18 protein-coding genes are annotated in these 18649 nt (G+C 45.3%); 6 read left to right on the top strand and 12 right to left on the bottom strand.

The window, feature by feature from the left end; translation table 11 throughout:
* Positions 1-156 precede the first annotated feature (156 nt).
* Together MH215_RS14505 and greA are read right to left on the bottom strand one after the other, a co-directional pair.
* The gene (locus MH215_RS14505; RefSeq protein WP_239291086.1) at positions 157-1512 is read right to left on the bottom strand and encodes a sodium-dependent transporter; all 1356 of its coding nucleotides are present in this window, start codon (positions 1510-1512) and stop codon (positions 157-159) included.
* A gap of 285 nt (positions 1513-1797) precedes the next feature.
* Positions 1798-2274, bottom strand: coding sequence for a transcription elongation factor GreA (gene greA / locus MH215_RS14500; protein WP_056703281.1), 477 nt, complete (start codon positions 2272-2274; stop codon positions 1798-1800).
* 276 nt (positions 2275-2550) lie between these two features.
* Between greA and MH215_RS14495 the strand changes: the two genes are divergently transcribed.
* From MH215_RS14495 to MH215_RS14485, 3 genes are all read left to right on the top strand, one after another.
* Positions 2551-3726 carry a DUF6688 domain-containing protein gene (locus MH215_RS14495; protein ID WP_239291085.1) on the top strand — a complete coding sequence of 392 codons (1176 nt, stop codon included), beginning with the start codon at positions 2551-2553 and terminating at the stop codon, positions 3724-3726.
* A 139-nt stretch (positions 3727-3865) separates the two neighbouring features.
* Positions 3866-4735: an arylamine N-acetyltransferase family protein gene (locus tag MH215_RS14490; RefSeq protein ID WP_239291083.1), complete on the top strand. Its 870-nt coding sequence runs from the start codon at positions 3866-3868 to the stop codon at positions 4733-4735.
* Between the two features lie 173 nt (positions 4736-4908).
* A complete protein-coding gene (locus MH215_RS14485; protein WP_239291081.1) occupies positions 4909-5595 on the top strand; it encodes a 4'-phosphopantetheinyl transferase family protein in 687 nt (228 codons plus the stop codon).
* Positions 5596-5634: 39 nt separating this feature from the next.
* Here MH215_RS14485 and MH215_RS14480 read toward each other — a convergent pair whose 3' ends face one another.
* From MH215_RS14480 to MH215_RS14460, 5 genes are all read right to left on the bottom strand, one after another.
* Positions 5635-6501, bottom strand: a complete 867-nt coding sequence (locus MH215_RS14480) for an alpha/beta hydrolase (protein WP_239291079.1) — start codon at positions 6499-6501, stop codon at positions 5635-5637.
* Positions 6502-6553: 52 nt separating this feature from the next.
* Complete coding sequence (locus MH215_RS14475) at positions 6554-7609, bottom strand: ABC transporter substrate-binding protein (protein WP_239291077.1); 1056 nt, start codon at positions 7607-7609, stop codon at positions 6554-6556.
* 49 nt (positions 7610-7658) lie between these two features.
* A complete protein-coding gene (locus MH215_RS14470) occupies positions 7659-8888 on the bottom strand; it encodes an ABC transporter substrate-binding protein (protein ID WP_239291075.1) in 1230 nt (409 codons plus the stop codon).
* Between the two features lie 209 nt (positions 8889-9097).
* Positions 9098-9847 carry a Bax inhibitor-1/YccA family protein gene (locus MH215_RS14465; RefSeq protein ID WP_239291073.1) on the bottom strand — a complete coding sequence of 250 codons (750 nt, stop codon included), beginning with the start codon at positions 9845-9847 and terminating at the stop codon, positions 9098-9100.
* Between the two features lie 372 nt (positions 9848-10219).
* Complete coding sequence (locus MH215_RS14460) at positions 10220-10576, bottom strand: nucleotide excision repair endonuclease (protein ID WP_239291071.1); 357 nt, start codon at positions 10574-10576, stop codon at positions 10220-10222.
* 1003 nt (positions 10577-11579) lie between these two features.
* On the opposite strand from MH215_RS14460, the gene pdxR reads away from it, so the two are divergent.
* Genes pdxR through MH215_RS14445 form a run of 3 tightly spaced genes read left to right on the top strand, consistent with a single transcriptional unit; the run spans position 11580 to position 14458 of the window.
* A complete protein-coding gene (gene pdxR, locus MH215_RS14455) occupies positions 11580-13031 on the top strand; it encodes a MocR-like pyridoxine biosynthesis transcription factor PdxR (protein WP_239291069.1) in 1452 nt (483 codons plus the stop codon).
* Positions 13032-13082: 51 nt separating this feature from the next.
* Positions 13083-14003: a D-alanine--D-alanine ligase gene (locus MH215_RS14450; protein ID WP_239291067.1), complete on the top strand. Its 921-nt coding sequence runs from the start codon at positions 13083-13085 to the stop codon at positions 14001-14003.
* Positions 14000-14458, top strand: coding sequence for a GNAT family N-acetyltransferase (locus MH215_RS14445; RefSeq protein WP_239291065.1), 459 nt, complete (start codon positions 14000-14002; stop codon positions 14456-14458). The genes MH215_RS14450 and MH215_RS14445 overlap by 4 nt, the downstream gene beginning before the upstream one ends.
* Positions 14459-14538: 80 nt before the next feature.
* Here MH215_RS14445 and MH215_RS29240 read toward each other — a convergent pair whose 3' ends face one another.
* From MH215_RS29240 to MH215_RS14420, 5 genes are all read right to left on the bottom strand, one after another.
* On the bottom strand, positions 14539-16041 hold the full coding sequence (locus tag MH215_RS29240; RefSeq protein ID WP_239291063.1) for a copper amine oxidase N-terminal domain-containing protein: 1503 nt from the start codon (positions 16039-16041) through the stop codon (positions 14539-14541).
* Positions 16042-16222: 181 nt separating this feature from the next.
* Entirely contained in the window at positions 16223-16363 is a 141-nt protein-coding gene (locus tag MH215_RS14435; RefSeq protein ID WP_239291061.1) for a hypothetical protein, read from the bottom strand.
* Positions 16364-16465: 102 nt separating this feature from the next.
* Complete coding sequence (locus MH215_RS14430; protein ID WP_239291059.1) at positions 16466-16933, bottom strand: YfbM family protein; 468 nt, start codon at positions 16931-16933, stop codon at positions 16466-16468.
* A 51-nt stretch (positions 16934-16984) separates the two neighbouring features.
* Complete coding sequence (locus tag MH215_RS14425; RefSeq protein WP_239291057.1) at positions 16985-17989, bottom strand: carcinine hydrolase/isopenicillin-N N-acyltransferase family protein; 1005 nt, start codon at positions 17987-17989, stop codon at positions 16985-16987.
* A complete protein-coding gene (locus MH215_RS14420; protein WP_239291055.1) occupies positions 17986-18480 on the bottom strand; it encodes a hypothetical protein in 495 nt (164 codons plus the stop codon). The genes MH215_RS14425 and MH215_RS14420 overlap by 4 nt, the downstream gene beginning before the upstream one ends.
* Positions 18481-18649 lie beyond the last annotated feature (169 nt).

The following is an 18649-nucleotide window of genomic DNA, read 5'->3' as shown; positions in this document are numbered from 1 at the left end:
GCATATGGCTCATCGGTTTTTACTTCAAAAAAACCTCTACTCCGTATTGTCCCAAAATTGTCGTTGGAACACAAGGGCTTTTGCAATTCTTCCAAGAGGTTTTATGCTTGGTAAATCTGTGTAGTCATCCTGATACTCATTACCATCCTGTACACTTTAGAAGTGAATAATTCCGGATGTGTGTAGCAATACCAGAAGTACCAGGATTGGTGCCACATAGCGCAGCATGAACAGCCAAACGTTGAACCAGCCTGATTTCAGACCTGAAGCTTCTGCTGCTGTCTTCCAGAAGTAACCGGCAAATATTGTGACAAGCAATCCACCGACCGGAAGCATGATGTTGGACGCCATGAAGTCCATCCAGTCGAACAAGTTCGTACCGTTAATGTTGAATTCAGGAACAAGTCCCATGGACAGAGCAGAAGGAAGTCCTACAATGAAGACCGCCAGTGAAATAACCCATACAGAACGGCTACGGCTCCAAGACAATCTTTCCATGAAATACTTAACTGGAACTTCCAGCAACGATACGGCTGATGTTAATGCTGCAATAGCCAACAGGATAAAGAACAATCCGCCAAACAGGAAGCCCAGCGGCATTGCTGAGAATGCAGCAGGCAGCGCAACGAAGATCAGTTTAGGCCCTTGATCCGGTGCGATACCAAACGAGAATGTCGTTGGGAAAATAATTAAACCTGCGATAAAGGCATAGATGAGGTCACCCGCACCAACGGCTACTGTCGCCGCGCCAAGAGACTGATTTTTATCAACATACGAACCATAGGTCACGAGAATACCCATCCCTAGAGATAGGGAGAAGAAGGCATGTCCAAGTGCAACCAATGCCGATTCGGTCGTTAATTGAGAGAAGTCTGGATTCAGGAAGAAGGAAACCCCTGCACCTGCTCCTGGCAATGTAATGGCTCGAATCATCAGTATAATAAGCAATACCAACATCGCTGGTATGAGCACTTTATTAAACTTCTCAATTCCGTTAGAGACCCCTTTAGCTACAATCCAGCCTGTGATCAGCACGGAAACGAACTGCCATACAATCGGCATATACCCACCGATAAAGGAATCAAATTGCCCACCAAAATCTGCGTTACTAAACAGACTACCACTGAAAGAGGTGATCGCATACTGGAGTGTCCAGCCTGCAATGATCACGTAAAAAGAAAGGATAATAAACGGTGTCAAAACTTGCAGTAGTCCTGCTGCTAGCCACCCTTTATGTCCGCCAGCTTTGATGAACGCTGTAGCTGCACTTCCGCGCCCACTTCGACCAATTGCAAGCTCCGCCAGCAATACAGGCAGACCAATGAGTAACAGACAGACGATAAAGAGCAGGAAAAACGCTGCGCCCCCATTCTCTCCCGTAATATACGGAAACTTCCACATGTTACCAAGTCCAACTGAACTACCGATGGCAGCCAAAATGAATCCTGCACGGGAGAAGCGTTCACCCTTGCCCGAGTTGTTCTGTTCTAGAGGTGACTTACTAAAATTCATCTTATCTACTCCATCTGTTCTATTATTTCCCGTAATTATATACTACTCATCGTGTCAGGTCATTGAAAAAATGAAATTAATCATAATGTTATTTTTTTACACTAACGCTTTAAAGGGAATTACCATCAAGCTTGTTTATTTACAGTATGTGATAAAGCTCGAATTTCACTCCCGATGTTTCACAAATACCAAAAAAAGAGAGGTTCTTCGGCTATAATTAGCTTCGAATCCTCTCTTTATTCAACAAGGTTAATTTATTCATAATTGAAAAGTCGACGTTCGTGATTAGATCCGAATTTCGAGCAACTCATATTTGATCACGCCCATCGGTGCATTAACATGAATGGTACTACCCACTTCTTTACCCATTAGTTCCTTGCCTAGAGGGCTCTCGTACGAGATTTTGTTATCTGAAACGTCAGCTTCAGCAGGTCCAACAAGTTTGTATTCGATTTTCTCCGCAAACTCAATGTCGTTAAGCAACACTGTGGAGCCAACGCCCACTTTATTCGAGTCCATGTTGTCCGCTGTAATCACTCGTGCATTCTTCAACATTTTCTCTAGAATCAAAACGCGGGTTTCCATAAATGCCTGATCATCTTTGGCTGAATGATACTCACTATTTTCCTTCAGGTCACCGTAACTAATCGCGAGTTTCAGACGCTCGGCCAACTCTTTACGCTTAACTGTCTTTAATTCCCGTAGCTCGTCCTCCAGCTTTTCCAAGCCTTCCTGCGTCAAAATCACTTCATCATTAGCCATATTAACATCTCCTAATCCTGCTTTCTATCTCTATTCTAACCTATATCCACTCTAAACGGTTAACATACCCAAGAAAAAGAGAATCCACTCTCCCATACATGGGAAGAAGTGTATGCGCTCCGAGGTAAGCTCGGTTATACGATCAGCTCCCCACCCCAAGTAGGGTTTTTCCTCCCCTAATATGAGACGTTAGACCTAAATATTATAATGGTTAATATTGCCAACAAGCTCTCACTAACCTACAATAGGAATACTGAAATCGAAGGAGGACATCTCTTGATTGCTACACTTCAATTCCTAGGCTTGTTTCTAATTATCCCGGCTGCATCAGGATGGGTTATGCTGAATAGTTTCATCAAAAAGGCGGCTGGGAATGGACGAATATTCCTCACCGTATGCGAAATTTTTATAATGGGATTTACAGTCGTTGGCTTTGCCATAGGCATAGCCTTCGATTCTTCAGGTGTTAACGGGGGAGAACCACTGTCTGTGTATGAAGATACAGGCAATTTGGCTTCCAACTATGCGACGATTAGCCACTACAGTCTTCCTGTATTTATTACAACTCATATCGTTGGTTTGTTGGCGTATATCCTGCTGTTTAGTCGCTCAAATAAACTCTCGCCAATCGTGTACACACTATGCAACAGCGCTCTCGTTCTCAGTATCGTCTGGGGAATCGCCTATATTACACATACAGGTCTTTCATGGTATTACGAAACAGGACTGCTCATAACGTTTTCCGTGCTTACGTTACAGAGCAGCTACTTATCGCTCATATTCCTATATGTTGGTCGCCTGAAGCGCTCGTGGGATGGTTTTGTACAAGCTCATGTTGAGGGACAGCGTTTGCTAACGGATATGGAGCATCTGCCTGGATGGCAACGATTCCTGTATCGGCATATCATTCGTTTTCGCACTGCATCGCTTGTCTGGGTGATTCTCATGTTCCCACTACAACTGGTGGTCCAGCTCATTCTTGTCTTATTTGGTCAGCGACCTGACAGTGCCATTCGAACCTTCCTGGATACGAGCAGCTACAATTACTCTCGTCTCCCTATCCCACCGCCTGATATCATTCCGGGTAATGGACACTATTTGTGCACCGTTGCGGCTGGTGGACATGCCAATTGGGTCAAACCAGTGCGAGATGGCATACGACACGGCCACGTTATTAAAGTGAATCGACAATTAATGATCGCAAATGCTTTTGAACATGTATTGGAACAGTACACGCCCCGATTCCATCGCCTAATTCGTGGGTTATATGATCGTTATGGCTATCCGGTGAGTAAACATATTCGTTCCCGCTGGACAGCGGATCTTGTCTATCTACTCATGAAACCTCTGGAATGGATCTTCTTACTGGTTCTATATACTACAGACAAACATCCAGAGAACCGAATTCATATTCAATATAGCGAAATGAGAGGCAAGTTCACGAAATTTTAGACTCTGCTTACACAAAATTGTACCGGTACAATGGAGAGAAACGGCGGTGTTCAGTAACCTGTGCCGTACCTACAATAGATGAAGGAGCCATTATCAATGAAACATGTGATGGCTCCACATATGATTGGAGGTTAGGCCAATGTACACGTTGAATCCAACTGAAATTAAAGCCTATCTTAGACGGATAGGTATTGATGAGATAAAGCCGCCAACACTTGAATTTCTATCCGAGCTGCAAGCGGCACATGTAGAGTACCTGTCTTGGCAGACCGTTGATATTTTTGCAGGTCGCCCCGCCGGAATTCACCTTCGAGAATCTGTAGAGCTCATATTGAACGGGCGTAGCGGATACTGTTTTCACTTGAATGGTGCGTTTAGCGTGCTGCTTCACTCGCTTGGATACACTGTGCGATGGCATCGTGCAGGTGTGCAACCCCATGGGGAGCAACCACGCGTTAACTCGTTTCATTTAGGACTATCTGTACTGCTACCTGGATCAGAGAATCAAGAAGAACAATGGATTGTAGATGTCGGGCTTGGTGGTATGCCATTTCAGCCGCTTCCCTTGCGTTATGGTACCTATGGGCAGGCACCTTTCACGTATAATCTAATTTCATCATCAGTAGCTGCGGAGGGCTGGAGGCTCGAATATGAACCGAACGGTCCAAGTCTAGGTGTGGACTATGCCCCGGATTGGGTCAGCCAACTGGATGAGTTCATTCCAAAGCATGAATTCTACAGCCAGTCGATCCAGTCACCTTGGCATAACACATTTCTTCTTCGTCAAAGAGACGCCCTGCGTAGTCATGAACTACGTGGATGTATGCTACGAATCCATGATGCTGAAGGTATTCGTAAGATGGAGATTAGAACCTTCCACGAGTGGATTAGCACACTCACTGACGTATTTCATGAAACGTTGATACGGTACAGTAAGATGGAACGCGAAGAGATGTGGAAGCAGGTACAGACCGCACACGAGGACTGGAAGAGAACACAAAAGAGCTGAGAACACTATGCATACGGTGTTTAAGCAAGCGAGCTGTAAGAGACATTGCACGTAAGCTGTCGTTTTGTTAGAGCTATGACTGCTGAATGTATGCTGCTGTACTATCGAGTCGCTCCATGTGCTAAACAGGATTGGTGCTGCTACATGTCGAATCTATCGACAGGTGATAAATAATGTTGAAATTACAAGTTATGCAAGTACCTTCAATATTGCTGGAAGACGAATGGGAACTGTTACTCTCTATGGTTTCCGCTGAGCGACGTGCGGGTGCAGCTCGTTATGTACATCAGGCGGATGCCTATCGTTCTGTACTGGGCGAAGCATTGGCTCGGGTTACGTTGGCCGATCAGATTGGTGGACAGGTGAGGGATATATCGTTTAGCCAGAATGAGTACGGGAAACCTTTCCTGCGTGACCATGCAGATCTCCCCTTCAACCTCTCCCATTCTGGAGACTGGGTTGTTATGATCTCGGGTGGACATGATCTTGTGGGAATCGATGTGGAGCAAATAAAACCAATTGACCTTCAGATTGCAGACCGTTTCTTCGCTCCACAGGAGAATCGTTATCTGATCAGCCAGCCAGCCGATGTGCAGCTTGAAACCTTCTATCGATTATGGACGCTCAAGGAGAGCTACATTAAGGCCGTAGGCAAAGGGCTCTCCATACCACTGGACTCCTTCGCCATTCTTCCTAATGATCAGGGAGATTGGCATTGTGAGCAGGATGAAGCCTATCGCTTTCACAGCGAGCGACTGGATGATGGACATATGCTGGCAGCCTGTTCTGTAGGATTAGCACTGCCTACAACGTATGATGTCGTTACGGTTCACGATTTAATTCAAGCAATACGCAAATAAGGGGCAATTGCCCCTTATTTTTGTGTTGTATTTTATACCTCAGATTGTCTCCGGGCTACATGCCAAGCGAAGCGAGCGGCTGATCAGAAAGGGCAATACCGATACGTGATTCTCGCCTTCAAACTCCGTAAATTGAATCGTCAAACCTGGATGATTCACGCTAGATAGACGCTCCGTGAGCCCTAAGGCTCTGCCGTTATTACCAGCAGGATGGATCTTTTCCTGTTCTCCTATACCAATCCATACCTCGGCCTGAATCGGATCTGAATCCAAACGGGCAATAAATGCCTCTTCCTCCGTCTGCATCAACTTCTGATTCCAATGCAGTGACGGACTGCCAGCGATATAATAACGAAAAGCTTCTGGCTTCGTCAGCAGTGTATGTAGAACGAACAACCCGCCCAGAGAATGGCCAAAGATCGCTTGTCTACTCCGATTAATTCGATATTGTGCTTCTATTCTCGGCTTCAATTCGTCTTCAATAAACTGCAAAAATTGATCTGCACCACCCTGTGGCGGCAGAGGTGTACCATCCGGTTGATTTGTATACTCCGTAGTGGCCTCCGGGGTAAAATCAGCATATCGATGAGGTGAGAAGGTCGCCTCTGTTGGATAACCGATGCCTACAATAATGGCCGGGATTACTCCCGTCTTCTCTGGTCTACGACCCTGCAGACGAACGGCTTCTACCATCGTACCGAATACAGCATTCGCATCCAGCACATAGATGACCGGATACCCTGACGCAGGGGCTTCCTCCGCTGGCTCATAAACCATAATCTGATACGCATGACCTCCTGTGCTGGGGTTCATACTCCATTGTTCGGCGCGTGGAATCTTCACCACACTTCGTGCATTTTCTTGTTCAGGTGCATCTAATTGGGGTTGCTTGGACTGAAACGTCATGATCGTTAATCCTCCTTACCAGCACCTCTATGGGAGCCACTTCAACTCTCTATTATTCCGTCAATGCCTTTAACGTATCATCAATTACACGTTGATATGCGATCAATCCACCGCCTAGCCAAGAGGCTGGTTCAACGTCGTACACATTGCCTGCTTTTACGGCAGGAATGCCTTTCCATACTGCGGTCTCCGTCATTTCTTTCATGCTACCAGGGCCTTGCTCTACCGTGAAAATAAAATCTGCATCGATCTCAGGCAATATCTCGGTCGATACCATCGCGCTATTCTCCGTCTCCACCAATGCTGGCTTCCCTAAGCCAAGCTGCTCGTACACGACATAACCGCTGAAATAGTTTCCTCCCATCAAGGTGATGCCACGCGGGGCAAACCGGATGATCGCTGCCTTTTTACCCTCCGTCACTTGAGCCAGTTTGGTTTTGGCTGATTCGACTTCTGCATGATAGTCTTCAATCGCCTGTTTCGCCTCAGCGGATTTACCCAACAGATCGCCAATGACCTCCAAGGACTTCTCTACATCACCCGAAGCGTTGCTAAATACATAGGTTGGTGCGATCTTGGAATAACTCTCGTACACACCATTCTCCGCATAATTCGCTGTATGCAAAATAATAAAATCCGGGTTGAACGCCATTAATGCCTCAGGCGCAGGCAACCCGCTGGAGAAGTCGAGCGTTGGAACATCGCTTAACTGATCCTGCAAATACACATGCCCCTGCGTGCCGCTCGCCCATTGCGCAACAGGTTTAACTCCCAGCGTGAGCAGGGAATCTTCCAGATAGGGTGCGAAGACTCGCTCTACATTAGTCGGGACAATGACATCATGGCCTAGCTCATCCTTTACTGTGCGCTCCTCCACTGCCTCCTGAGCCTGATCCTCCTCCACATCTGTGTTAGAGGATGCTGGCGCTGCGGCTTCCGTTGTCGGCTGCTCTTGCTGCAATTCCCCGGCTTGCTCTGCACTTGAATTGGAACTACAGGCAGATAATAGACCCGCGATAAGCAATAGTAAAACGAAGACAGACACCCGTACATGACGTAGTTTTTGAGCAACAAATTGCTGTCTCTTTGATTGACTCTGTGGAAACATGATATATCCCCCTTGATAAACATTCTCATTTAGATAGTAGGATTATATGTCATGTCACTCGTGAATCACCATGGACAGTATCCAGATAACCATTTGGACAATATCCCGTAAACATAAGCAAGGCTTCGCTGAGCATACGCATCACGCCGACAGCAGAGTAGTCGAACCACGGATCACCTGCGATCAGGTGGATCTGATAATGCTGCGCTGCCTTAAGCCGTCGCCATATAGGCGAGTGCTGTAAGCTGAGCCATGTTGCCCGTGATGCCGCTTCAGGACACACCATCACGAGCATGTGGTCTGGATTCATCGCAGCGAGTTTCTCCATTGTTATAGGTACACTAGCGTTCATATCGAGCATTGTATCTAGTTGGAGCGCATGATGAAATACCTCTTGTATACCCGGATTGCTGTAGAGATAGAGGTACTCGCCATACACACGAAGTACGAGTACCTTTTCCTGACCCATTTCCTTCTGTACATGTTTCCGCGCTTCTTGCGCCCGCTGATGATATGCATTGATCCATTGTTCTGCCTGCTCTTCTCGTTCCAAAAAAGTAGCAATCGTACGCAATTGTGTACGCCAATCCGATGGATGCTTAGGTACGACACAGCACGGAGCAATCTCGGCCAGCTTCGCCTCATCCTGCTCACTAATCTCGTCACTACCAATTATCGCGTCTGGACGAATATGCACCAGCTTCTCTACATTCACTTCCATTCGCCAGCTTGTATAAGGGTCTGTCATTTTCAGATGAGACGGAATCTCTGTGCGATACGCATTATAATAATATGCTGTCCACTTTGAATCGATGGGCGCAGCAACAGGCATGACACCAAGCGCCAGAAGCTGCCCAATCATATTGGAGGAGTATGTGGCGATGCGTTTCTTCGTATTTCTTGCGTAATCTGATGGAGAAATGCCCACTTCTTTTTTAAATTTCCGGCTAAAATAATACTCGTCGCTATACCCCACCTTCAGTGCGATGTCGCGTAACTTATCTCCAGACTCCTTCAGATATCGCTTGGCATGATTAATGCGAAGATCGGTTAAGTACTCCATGGCACTCTGCCCATAGGTTTTCTTGAATAAATCTACAAAGTATTTGGGACTGATATTGGCTCTTGCCGCCAGATCAGCAATAGATAATGGTAAGTTATAATGTTGAGCCATATATGTCTTAACTTTAGCGATATCTGTCTTGGTGCTTCGGCTCGTCACTGGTCTTGATTCAGCATGTGTTGGTTTAGCGGCATGTGTTCCCTTATCGAATATCATGAGATGACTCCTTTCGGATAAATGAGAACCATTATCATTTAAGGTATCATATTATTTTTCGTAAGGTCAATCTATATCTGTGAAATTCGTATGGTTATCCTACTAATTAAGGAGTATAAACAAAAAAAGCCAACGTTGTGTATAGACACGCGTTAGCTCTATTGCTTATTCCTACAGCCTTGGTCTAGCTAATCCAACTAATACTGCCCTTAGTTTCTGCTCCGCAATTTGCTGAGAAGACGCACAATCTCAATGTATAGCCACACCAGCGTGACCATTAAACCAAATGCTCCGTACCACTCCATATATTTGGGTGCTCCCTGCTCTGCCCCATGCTCGATAAAGTCAAAATCAAGCACCAAATTCAGCGCTGCCACAATGACGATTACCACTGAGATGCCGATCCCAATCAGACTATTGTCATGCAAGTAAGGTACTGTAATTCCGAATAAACGCAGTACGAAGCTTAGAAGATACATAATCATAATACCGCCAGTTGCAGCCACAACGCCCAGCTTGAAGTTCTCCGTCGCCTTAATCAATCTTGTTTTGTAGGCCACTAATAATGCGACAAAGACAGCCATCGTCAACAGAGCTGCCTGCAACGTAATTCCGTTGTACAACGATTCATATGCTGCGGAGAACGCACCGAGGAACATACCTTCTGCGATGGCATAGATCGGTACAAGGTAGGGAGCAGCTACTGGTTTAAATGAAATAATTAGCGCTAGAATAAAACCAACGATCAGCCCACCATAAGCCAGTGGAAGCACCTCATGTCCGTTAAAAAACATCATCCACGTAGCAAATGCACTACCTAGCAAGATGATCAACGTGATAAATGCCTTGTTAACTGTACCGTTAATCGTCATGAATTGCTGATATCGATCATCTCCATATCCTCTGTTGCCTTCAAATGTACTTTCTTTCAGTGTCGGATTACCACTACGACCGATCAAACCAATCACCTCTTCTATGTAATGTTGATGCTCAAAAACGTAATACACTCTAATTGTCTGTTTCCTATAGAACTTCTACTTGTGCTTCTATTAGAGCTTAATCTACCTTGGTGTTGGATGCTGGTTGGTTGTTATACTACTACTATTGCATCTATACGCATCTCTTTGGGTACGGTATAACTCCTGCAATCCACGAGGGTCAGTCACACCCCGTTCATCTCGGTCTTAACTACAGCCTTGTTCTGAAGAAACTTAGACACGGATGTAACCGTAAGATCACACCCGTGTCCGTAAGTCACACCTGAGAAGGATAGCCCTCAACAGTGCGGTTTCACCTTACCTTACTTGTTCAGCTTACTCGTACTCGTAAACTTACTTATACAACACTTTATCTACATTGTATTTCGCACGCATCGTGTTAATGATATACGTCTCATAAATTTCACGATCCATCGGATCTTCAACCAGACATACTTCAATCTTCGTCACTTCTTCACGGTGATTCTTGATTGGGGATACAGTGTCCTCAAAATGCTTCTTAATGCGTGGTCTTAATTTTCTCGCTTTTCCGACAAATAACAACTCTTCATCAGCATTGTAGAACATATAAATGCCGCCCTGTTCACGTGTGATGAGATGAAAATCAGTAAATCCGTAAATATGGCTAAGCTGTGGATTAACCTGCTTCGTGATGGTGACATCTGGTGTTGGCACAGTAATTTGAATCAATTGGCTCACTTCCTCATTATCTATAGGCTTACATCCTATCACATATTGTAAAAGGAGACTATTTCATTCTGTTAGTTTGTTCCAAAATTCTACTTTTAATTACGACGGATGCCTAATGCATCTCAATGTAAAAGATGTCATTCAACCAGCCATTCTTATTGAATTTGCACTATTAGACGCACAATTCACGCTTTTTTCAACTATTACGACAAATATTTCAAAAAAAAGGTTAACTTCCCTGATTCAAAGTGGTACTATAGGGGTATGAGGAAGAAATTGGGCACTAAGACATACGTCTTTATATCTACTCACGTCTATTGTACCCTATGATTGGCACTCTTTTTCATACTGAATTCGTCATGTGGCCACATAAGAGTACAGTCGGTGTCACAATTAGCCAACAGCTTTTAGATTTATCATCTATTCGACCCTTGCAGCAAGCAAACGTAGCAAGAACTAGATTGACGAATGTTATAGCAATGGATTCATGTAGAAAGCCTGCAATGATAGTCGTACGAACTAAATAGACACACGTAGAAGGACAAGTAGCTTTTGATCCTAGAGAGATTAGTCATGCCATGCAATCTTAGAACGTTATAGCAGCAGAACTATAGAAAAAAACAGGATCTAGTTTTACCAGACAGCCCGGCAGAAGCCAGGGCTTTTTTATTTGTCTTTTGAACAATAGTGCGTGTTCAAAAAGGTCGGTTTTCAGTACCGAGAAGATGGGATGAAGATCGAAATGGAGTAGCGGAGCGTAGGGAAAGCTACGTGAGCAACTACATTGTTTCCGAAGGAAACAACCTTCGTAAGCATCCCACTTATTTCGGCTGAATTCCATATTCGATGCTGAGATGCTGCTAGGCATCCTTCGTAATCAAAAGCGAACTTTTTGAACAACCTCTAATAGCTACTTAACCACCTATGCTGCGAAACAAAGGTATCGTGGTTCTTTCCGGCGTATTTATAATATGGCAAGATAGCACATAGAGGGAGTGATGGGATGTATTCCGATCTACAATTGACGGACGACCGCCCTGTATATATACAAGTTAAAGATTATATGAAGCGACTCATACTCAAAGGCGGCCTACAGGCAGACCAGAAGCTTCCTTCAACCCGAGAACTAAGTACGCTTATGCGAGTAAGCCGAAGCACCGTTCTGCTCGCATATGCCGAGCTTGAAGAGGAAGGACTGATCTATGCCGTCAAAGGCAAAGGAAACTATGTCAGTGCTGCGGTGGATACACCAGAATCGACTTCGGGTTGGACGCTCGATTGGAACAGTCACGTTAGCGACTATGCGATTCAGGCGGAGCAATACGATCTGATGAAGCATGGCTCTGGCGCCGAACGTGGAGAAATCTCGTTCACCAGCATTGCGCCAGATGAGAAGCTGTTTGATCTTCACAACGTGAAGAGGGCTTTCCTTGATCGAATGTCGCTTGAAGGAGAAGTGCTCCTGAATTACGGATATGCCCAAGGGTACCGCCCTCTGATGAAGTATCTCCGTCAATATATGGAGAACAAAGGCGTGGATCTGAGTGGTAAGGACATTCTTATTACGAATGGATTCACGGAAGGATTCGATCTTGTGCTTGGAGCTCTTCGCAAAAAAAGCGGTAGAGCGTTATGTGAGAATCCCACCCACCACACGGCAATCAAAAACCTAAAGCTTCATAATTTCCACCTTACCGGCGTGGAAATGGAGCCAGATGGCCTTCATCTAGGGCAACTCGAACAGGAACTGATGAAGCATTCGTATGATCTCGCTTATCTGGTGCCTTCCTACCATAATCCAACAGGCATTGTGACATCACCCGCCAAACGGGCTGAGATTATTCGTTTAATGAATCAATATCACGTACCCATTATCGAAGATGGGTTCAATGAAGAACTGCGTTACTCCGGCTCTCACGTCTCTCCCCTCATCGCCAGCATGGGTAAAGGGAATGGGCTGGTGTACCTGGGGAGCTTCTCCAAAGTTCTTTTTCCGGGTCTGCGTGTAGGCTGGGTCATTGCGGATGCTGCATTGATTGATTATCTGGAAAGTATGAAACGGGCTCGGAGCATTCATACCTCAACACTGGACCAATCCTTGCTCTATCAATATCTGAGCAATGGTAATTTCGATAAATATCTGAAGCGTGCTCGAACCGAATATAAGCGCAAATATGAGCTGGTTGTTCGTTGCTTGCGCCAGCATCTCCCCATGTGCCGCATATCCGGCGAAGGAGGACTGCACTTATTTGTACAATTCCCAGCAGCATTCCGCACAAGGGATCTGCTTACTGCCTGCAAATTAAAGGGGGTCACCTTCACTCCAGGAGATACCTTCTATCTCGAACCCGGACAGGGGCTGAACACGATGCGTCTGGGTTTCTCCAGAGTGAGCGATGACAATATACGCAAAGGTATTGGGATCATAGGTGAGACGGCAAGAACGATGCAGTGATACCTGGTTGAATGTAGTTGCTAAAATTCTATGGAATGGAGAGGATTACGCATGAAGGTTGGCGTCATCATGGGTGGAACATCTTCGGAGCGGGACATTTCTCTGCTTACCGGACAAGAGATGATCAAGCATCTGGATCCACAGAAGTATGAGGTTATCCCCGTCGTTATCAATAACAAACGAGAACTCATTGAGAAGTCCATAGGGTTGGATATTGCGCTACTCGCTCTGCATGGCAAATACGGCGAGGATGGTACCATTCAGGGTACACTTGATTCACTGGGTATTCCTTATACAGGCTGTGGTGTACTCGCAAGTAGTGTCTGCATGGATAAGGATATCTCCAAGCGAATTATGCAGCAAGCTGGTGTGCCCACGGTAGAATGGCTGCAAGTCAGTGATCTGGAGGAGTTGTCTTCCACAAAAGTAGCACAACTCTCCTATCCGGTGGTCGTGAAGCCTAACTCAGGCGGCTCCAGCATCGGCACGCAGATTGTACATGAGCCTGGTGCACTGCGTGAAGCTACTGAGGCAGCACTGGCTTGGGACAATACCGTTATGATTGAACAATATATTGAGGGTGAAGAGATTACATGTGCCATATTGGATGGCAAGATGCTGCCTGTCATTTCGATTCGATCAAGTGGTGTGTTCTTCGATTATGCCTCCAAGTATGATGACGGCGGCGCCGAGGAACGGATTGTTCAATTACCTGCCGACATCCATAAAAATGTGGAGGCTACCGCATTAACCTGTTATCGCGTGTTAAAATGCAGCGTCTATGCACGTGTGGACATGATCATCCGGGATGGCATGCCTTATGTGCTTGAGGTCAACACGCTTCCCGGACTCACTCGCAACAGTCTACTGCCCAAGAGTGCAGATGCTGCGGGTATCTCTTTTACCAAACTGCTGGATTCCATTATTGAACTCTCCCTGCAACAACGACGAAAAGAGGCGAAGAGTGGATGAATACAGATGTTACGATAAGGCACAGCTCTCCGGATGATCTTCCAGATTTGGTCACTCTCATGGATCAGCTTGGGTATCCAACAACGTATGCAGATATGCTAGAGCGCTATACCTATCTTGCTTCAGATCCTAGTTATACGACACTGGTGGCGGAGTTACACGGGCGAGCAGTCGGTATGATTGGATTGCAGACATTCTATATGTATGAGCAAAATGGTAGTCATTGTCGCATTGCAGCTCTGGTCGTTCATAAGCAACATAGAGGCACCGGCATTGGCCGAATTCTCATTCAAGCTGCGGAACATTGGGCATCTGCCCATGGGATCACAACAGTTTCTCTGAACAGCGGCAATCGACCAGAGCGCCAGGTTGCTCATGAGTTTTATGCACAGATGGGTTATACGGCTGGGAGCACTGGATTTAGCAAAAGGCTTCAAATGTTACAGCAGATGTAAGTGTATCGTTCATTTTATGAATATTTTAAAAAAAGACCTTCCCTAATTATTACTGGAGAAGGTCTTTTGCTTCTTAACACTTATGGACGTACGATGTAAATCCAGCCTGTTTCTTTCTCCTTGTCTACTGTCGCTCCGAGAGCTTCAGCTACAAAGCGAAGTGGAACATAGGTTGTGCCGCTTTTGTTCACATAAGCTGGGTGAGTTAGTGTAACTTCCTCACCTGCGACGGTGGCTTGGTTAGAGCCTACTGTCAGCACAATTTCGTTGCCTGTGATATCGTCAATGACAACGATTTTATCCGAGCCTTTTGTCCATTTCACCTCAGCGTCCAATTGCTCAGACAGGTAACGAAGCGGGACAAATGTTGTATTTTTCTCAGTTACCACACCAAAGTACTCATCATCTGGTGCCAACATCACATGTTTGTTTGTGATGCCTACTTCATCTTTTAACAACTGATACATCACAGAATTTGAATCGAAATTACGTAGCATTGTACCTGGAGTGATCTCTGTTGTCATAATATCGAGTACGCCTGCAGATGTGTCTACTGCATCCACAGTCACTTCGCCGCCAATATTCCACTGCTCACTGTCACCTGATACGGTCACAGATTGGAGCGGAAGATCCTGGGATGCTGGCAATGCTACCTTCATCTCAAAAGTCTGTTTACGGATGTCGAGTTTGCTGTCCAGGAAATAGTCGAGTACAAGCTTAGTTTCTGTACCAAACACCGTTTTCAGCTCAGGTGTCTCGGTCAACAGCTTATCCAGCTCCTGATCATAACTCACCAGAATTTCATCCAGACCTGTCTTCACCATCGCGTACATGGATGCAACAGCAACTTCCTTGGACTCAGGAATCATTGCATTCAAGTCAACGCCGTCGGTAGGCTCTGTCAGATTAACAGCTGCGATAATCGGTACAACTACATCATACAGATCACCAATCAGGTCTTTCAGTCCTTGCTCATCCTTCGCTACACTTTCCAAGAACGGCTTCACCATTGCGAGCAATTCTTCACCGGTAATCTCCATGTGCAATTTCGAGAGACTTAGCGTTTCACCGTTTACGGACTCCTGCACTGGTGTTACCGAGATGTTTTTCGGATTAGAGAGATGCTTCATTACAAAAGAAAGCAATTTAGGAGAAAGCTCTTCGAACTGCTTCTCAAGTGCCTCCGTGTCGATCATGAGCAGGTCGTCCTGTCCCTCAAGTGACTCCAGAGATATGTAAAGAGGCTTCTGGGCTCCTTCCATATCAATCACCATTTCCTTCTCATTCATGGAGAGATGGAAAGGCAACTTCTTCCCTTGAAAACCAACTGCACCTTCAATGGATGCTGTGCTTGTGTCTTTCACTTTTGCATCACTAATATCTAGAGAAATAGAGTTAATAAGCTCAATCATTTCAAGGTCTTTGGCAGTTGCCAGCTCTGTTGCTGGTTCAATGTTAATTTTCAGTGATTGTTTGGATTCAACAGACTTCACCGTTGTGCTCTGAGCCATTGCTTTGCTAATATCAACCCCGCCTACAGCCTGACACCCCGTAAGCGCAACCATCATTAAAACAAGTGGCACGGCGATCCATTTAGCTAACCTTCGATTCTTAATATGATCTCCTCCTTCGAATAATACGGTTCACTCCTATTATGAAGGCTATAGGTAATTGTTGTAAACCAGATTAACAAAAAAATGCCAAAAAAGACCGGAAATAGTTCCGGTCTTCGTCACAATACTATATATCAGACAAGCTCTTCACTTATGCTCCAGAGTTCTCCTCGCTGCCGCTGTTCGACTCTTCGTCTTCCGCAGTTACAGGCGTTTCAAATTGATCCGGTTCATCGTCTTGAATGGCTTTGTTTTCTTCATTCTCAGCGTTCTGGTTCTGTTCTTGTGTCATATCCTATTCCCTCTCTTCTACCGGATTTATAGATTAAGGCGTAAGCCCTATTTCTATCAATAACCCGATTATAGGTGGGTCAAACAGGTTACAGCTTCGCACCTAGAAAATATAAAAGACTATCCCATTTCCGCTCCCAGCCGTCGCTTGGTACAATGCCTGAACCTCATCCAAGGTCTGAAGAATTTCTTGGAATGTCGCCTCTTCATCCCAGCCTTCCATCACAGGATAGACGTCTTTATCCATCATGTCCTGTAAGCTAAAACGTGCCTTCAATTCATCGCGATCCAGTTGTTCCATCGCCATGTAGGCCTCCAATACCTGTTCGTTCGTAAGTAGAAACAGATCCATATCCGAGTAGTTCCCCAGATATTGCTCACCTGCGAGCGGCACCACGTAGCCGAGAGGTGGCTCACCTTCTGCCATTTTCCCTGTCAACGTGAACTGCAGCATCTGCCACACTTTATCAATATCGAGATCAACGGGACAATCGTGCACGCTGACTTCTCCCGACTTGATGGATTCAACTAACTCGTCGGTAACCACAACATATCTGCCGGACATTCCCATAGTCTTATCCCTCCTGAACGATGATTGCTCTTGTCCACCATTAACCTCTGTTCAGACACAAGAATCGGGATAATGAGCTATATGATGGATCATTTCCTCGGAAATCTCCCATTGGAACACAGATGTTAATACAGGATCTCGGAAAAAGGAACGCACTGCTGCCATATTCAGCTCAGCCGAATAATCTTGGAAAACCAATGCTCTATGTGCTCCCCATCCCGTTTGCACATCTAATACTTGAGCAGGCGAAGACTTATCGAAGTTAAAATCCTTCAGCCGTATCTTCCCAATACAATTCGCGTGATTTTTAGTTGTTATACGAATCTCGGAATGTTCGAGATCATATACCAAAGAATAAACAGTGTCTGGACGACTAGAGGAACCTAGCAGATCAAAAAGATTCATTATGTTTCCAGAATTCAGCCTAGGACTCGTACTAGCAAGAGCATCGGTGACCGTTTGGAGACGCTCCATCGAATTAAGCTCATAGTCCGTCTTAGATGCCCACTCACTCTGTCCTGCCTTCAAATCATGAATTGCCTCACAGTAAGCTGTATTAGTAATCGCAGCAAACGGTAACGGTCTGCGGTGCACAAACATCTGACCACTAATAAATTCAACGATGGCGTAATCTCCGCTACGATCCACGATTAAATAATGCAGTCGAGACGTGGCTCGGGCTATGCGAATATTTTCAACACATTTCAACGCCTCCTCGACCGTACTGCTAGTATCCAGAAGATACTGCATCCACTGCAACTCACTTATTGCAGAACGCTCATCAACTGTTGGATATTCACTTGACCAAAGTGTTGTTTGTTCAACAACAAGACCCGCTTCATTTATTCCTCCATTCGGATTCTCTTTGCCTACCTGAGAGATAGTAAGACTGCCATAGACAGAGATCCAAGTTGCAGGAATCGAGGGCGGTGGCATCAAGGCTGTTTTGCTTAGTCCTCGTTGATTTGTAAACAGATAGACACCATCGTAGATAACATCCTGGTTTTTGCATACCCAAGTTGTTCCCTGTAGTTGCAGTGTGAAAGCCGTGCTCATTCCTTGTCCTCCTCTCGTACTAAACGTGCATCTCTATTAGCTGAGGTGCTTAATCTATTTACCAATTGCTCGTACTCCTGAAGTAGCTGTTCATCCGCTTGGTTAACAGCTACTGCAAACTGAGTGATTAAGGTCTGTTTTCGTTTCTCCTCCTGTAGCTGAATGAGCTTTTGTCTAAGTACCTCTTGTTCAGTTGCATCACCCTCCTGCTCAAGCTGCTGCTTGATATAAATCATCTGCACCTGTACTTTGTTCTCTGGAGTGAGATCACGTAAATAGTTGGTCTCATATACGAGTACTGAAGAGTCTATTTGAAAAAATTGTGCTACTTGCTGTAGTCGATCTTGTGGGACTGGACGTCGTTTCTTGACCCAATCATTGAATTGTTGAGGCGTCATTCCGATTGTTTTACACAACTCGGTGTAAGATAACTGATGGACAATCGCCAAGTATTGCAGAACCGTCATTGATGCCATATTCACTCGACTCATATTACTCCCCTATTGACGTATTTTATGTCACTCACTTATTCTCATTATACAAACGACATATTATATGTCAATTATTCTTTTTTCATATATTATCTTCGCGGGTATAACGTTATCAATGAATAACTAAACAGAGTAGTCTTCCCCAATGTGAGAGCAAGCCCTAATCAAA

This window comes from Paenibacillus sp. ACRSA (assembly GCF_022346845.1).
Classification (GTDB): domain Bacteria; phylum Bacillota; class Bacilli; order Paenibacillales; family Paenibacillaceae; genus Paenibacillus.
This window is presented reverse-complemented; position numbering and strand designations above follow the sequence as displayed.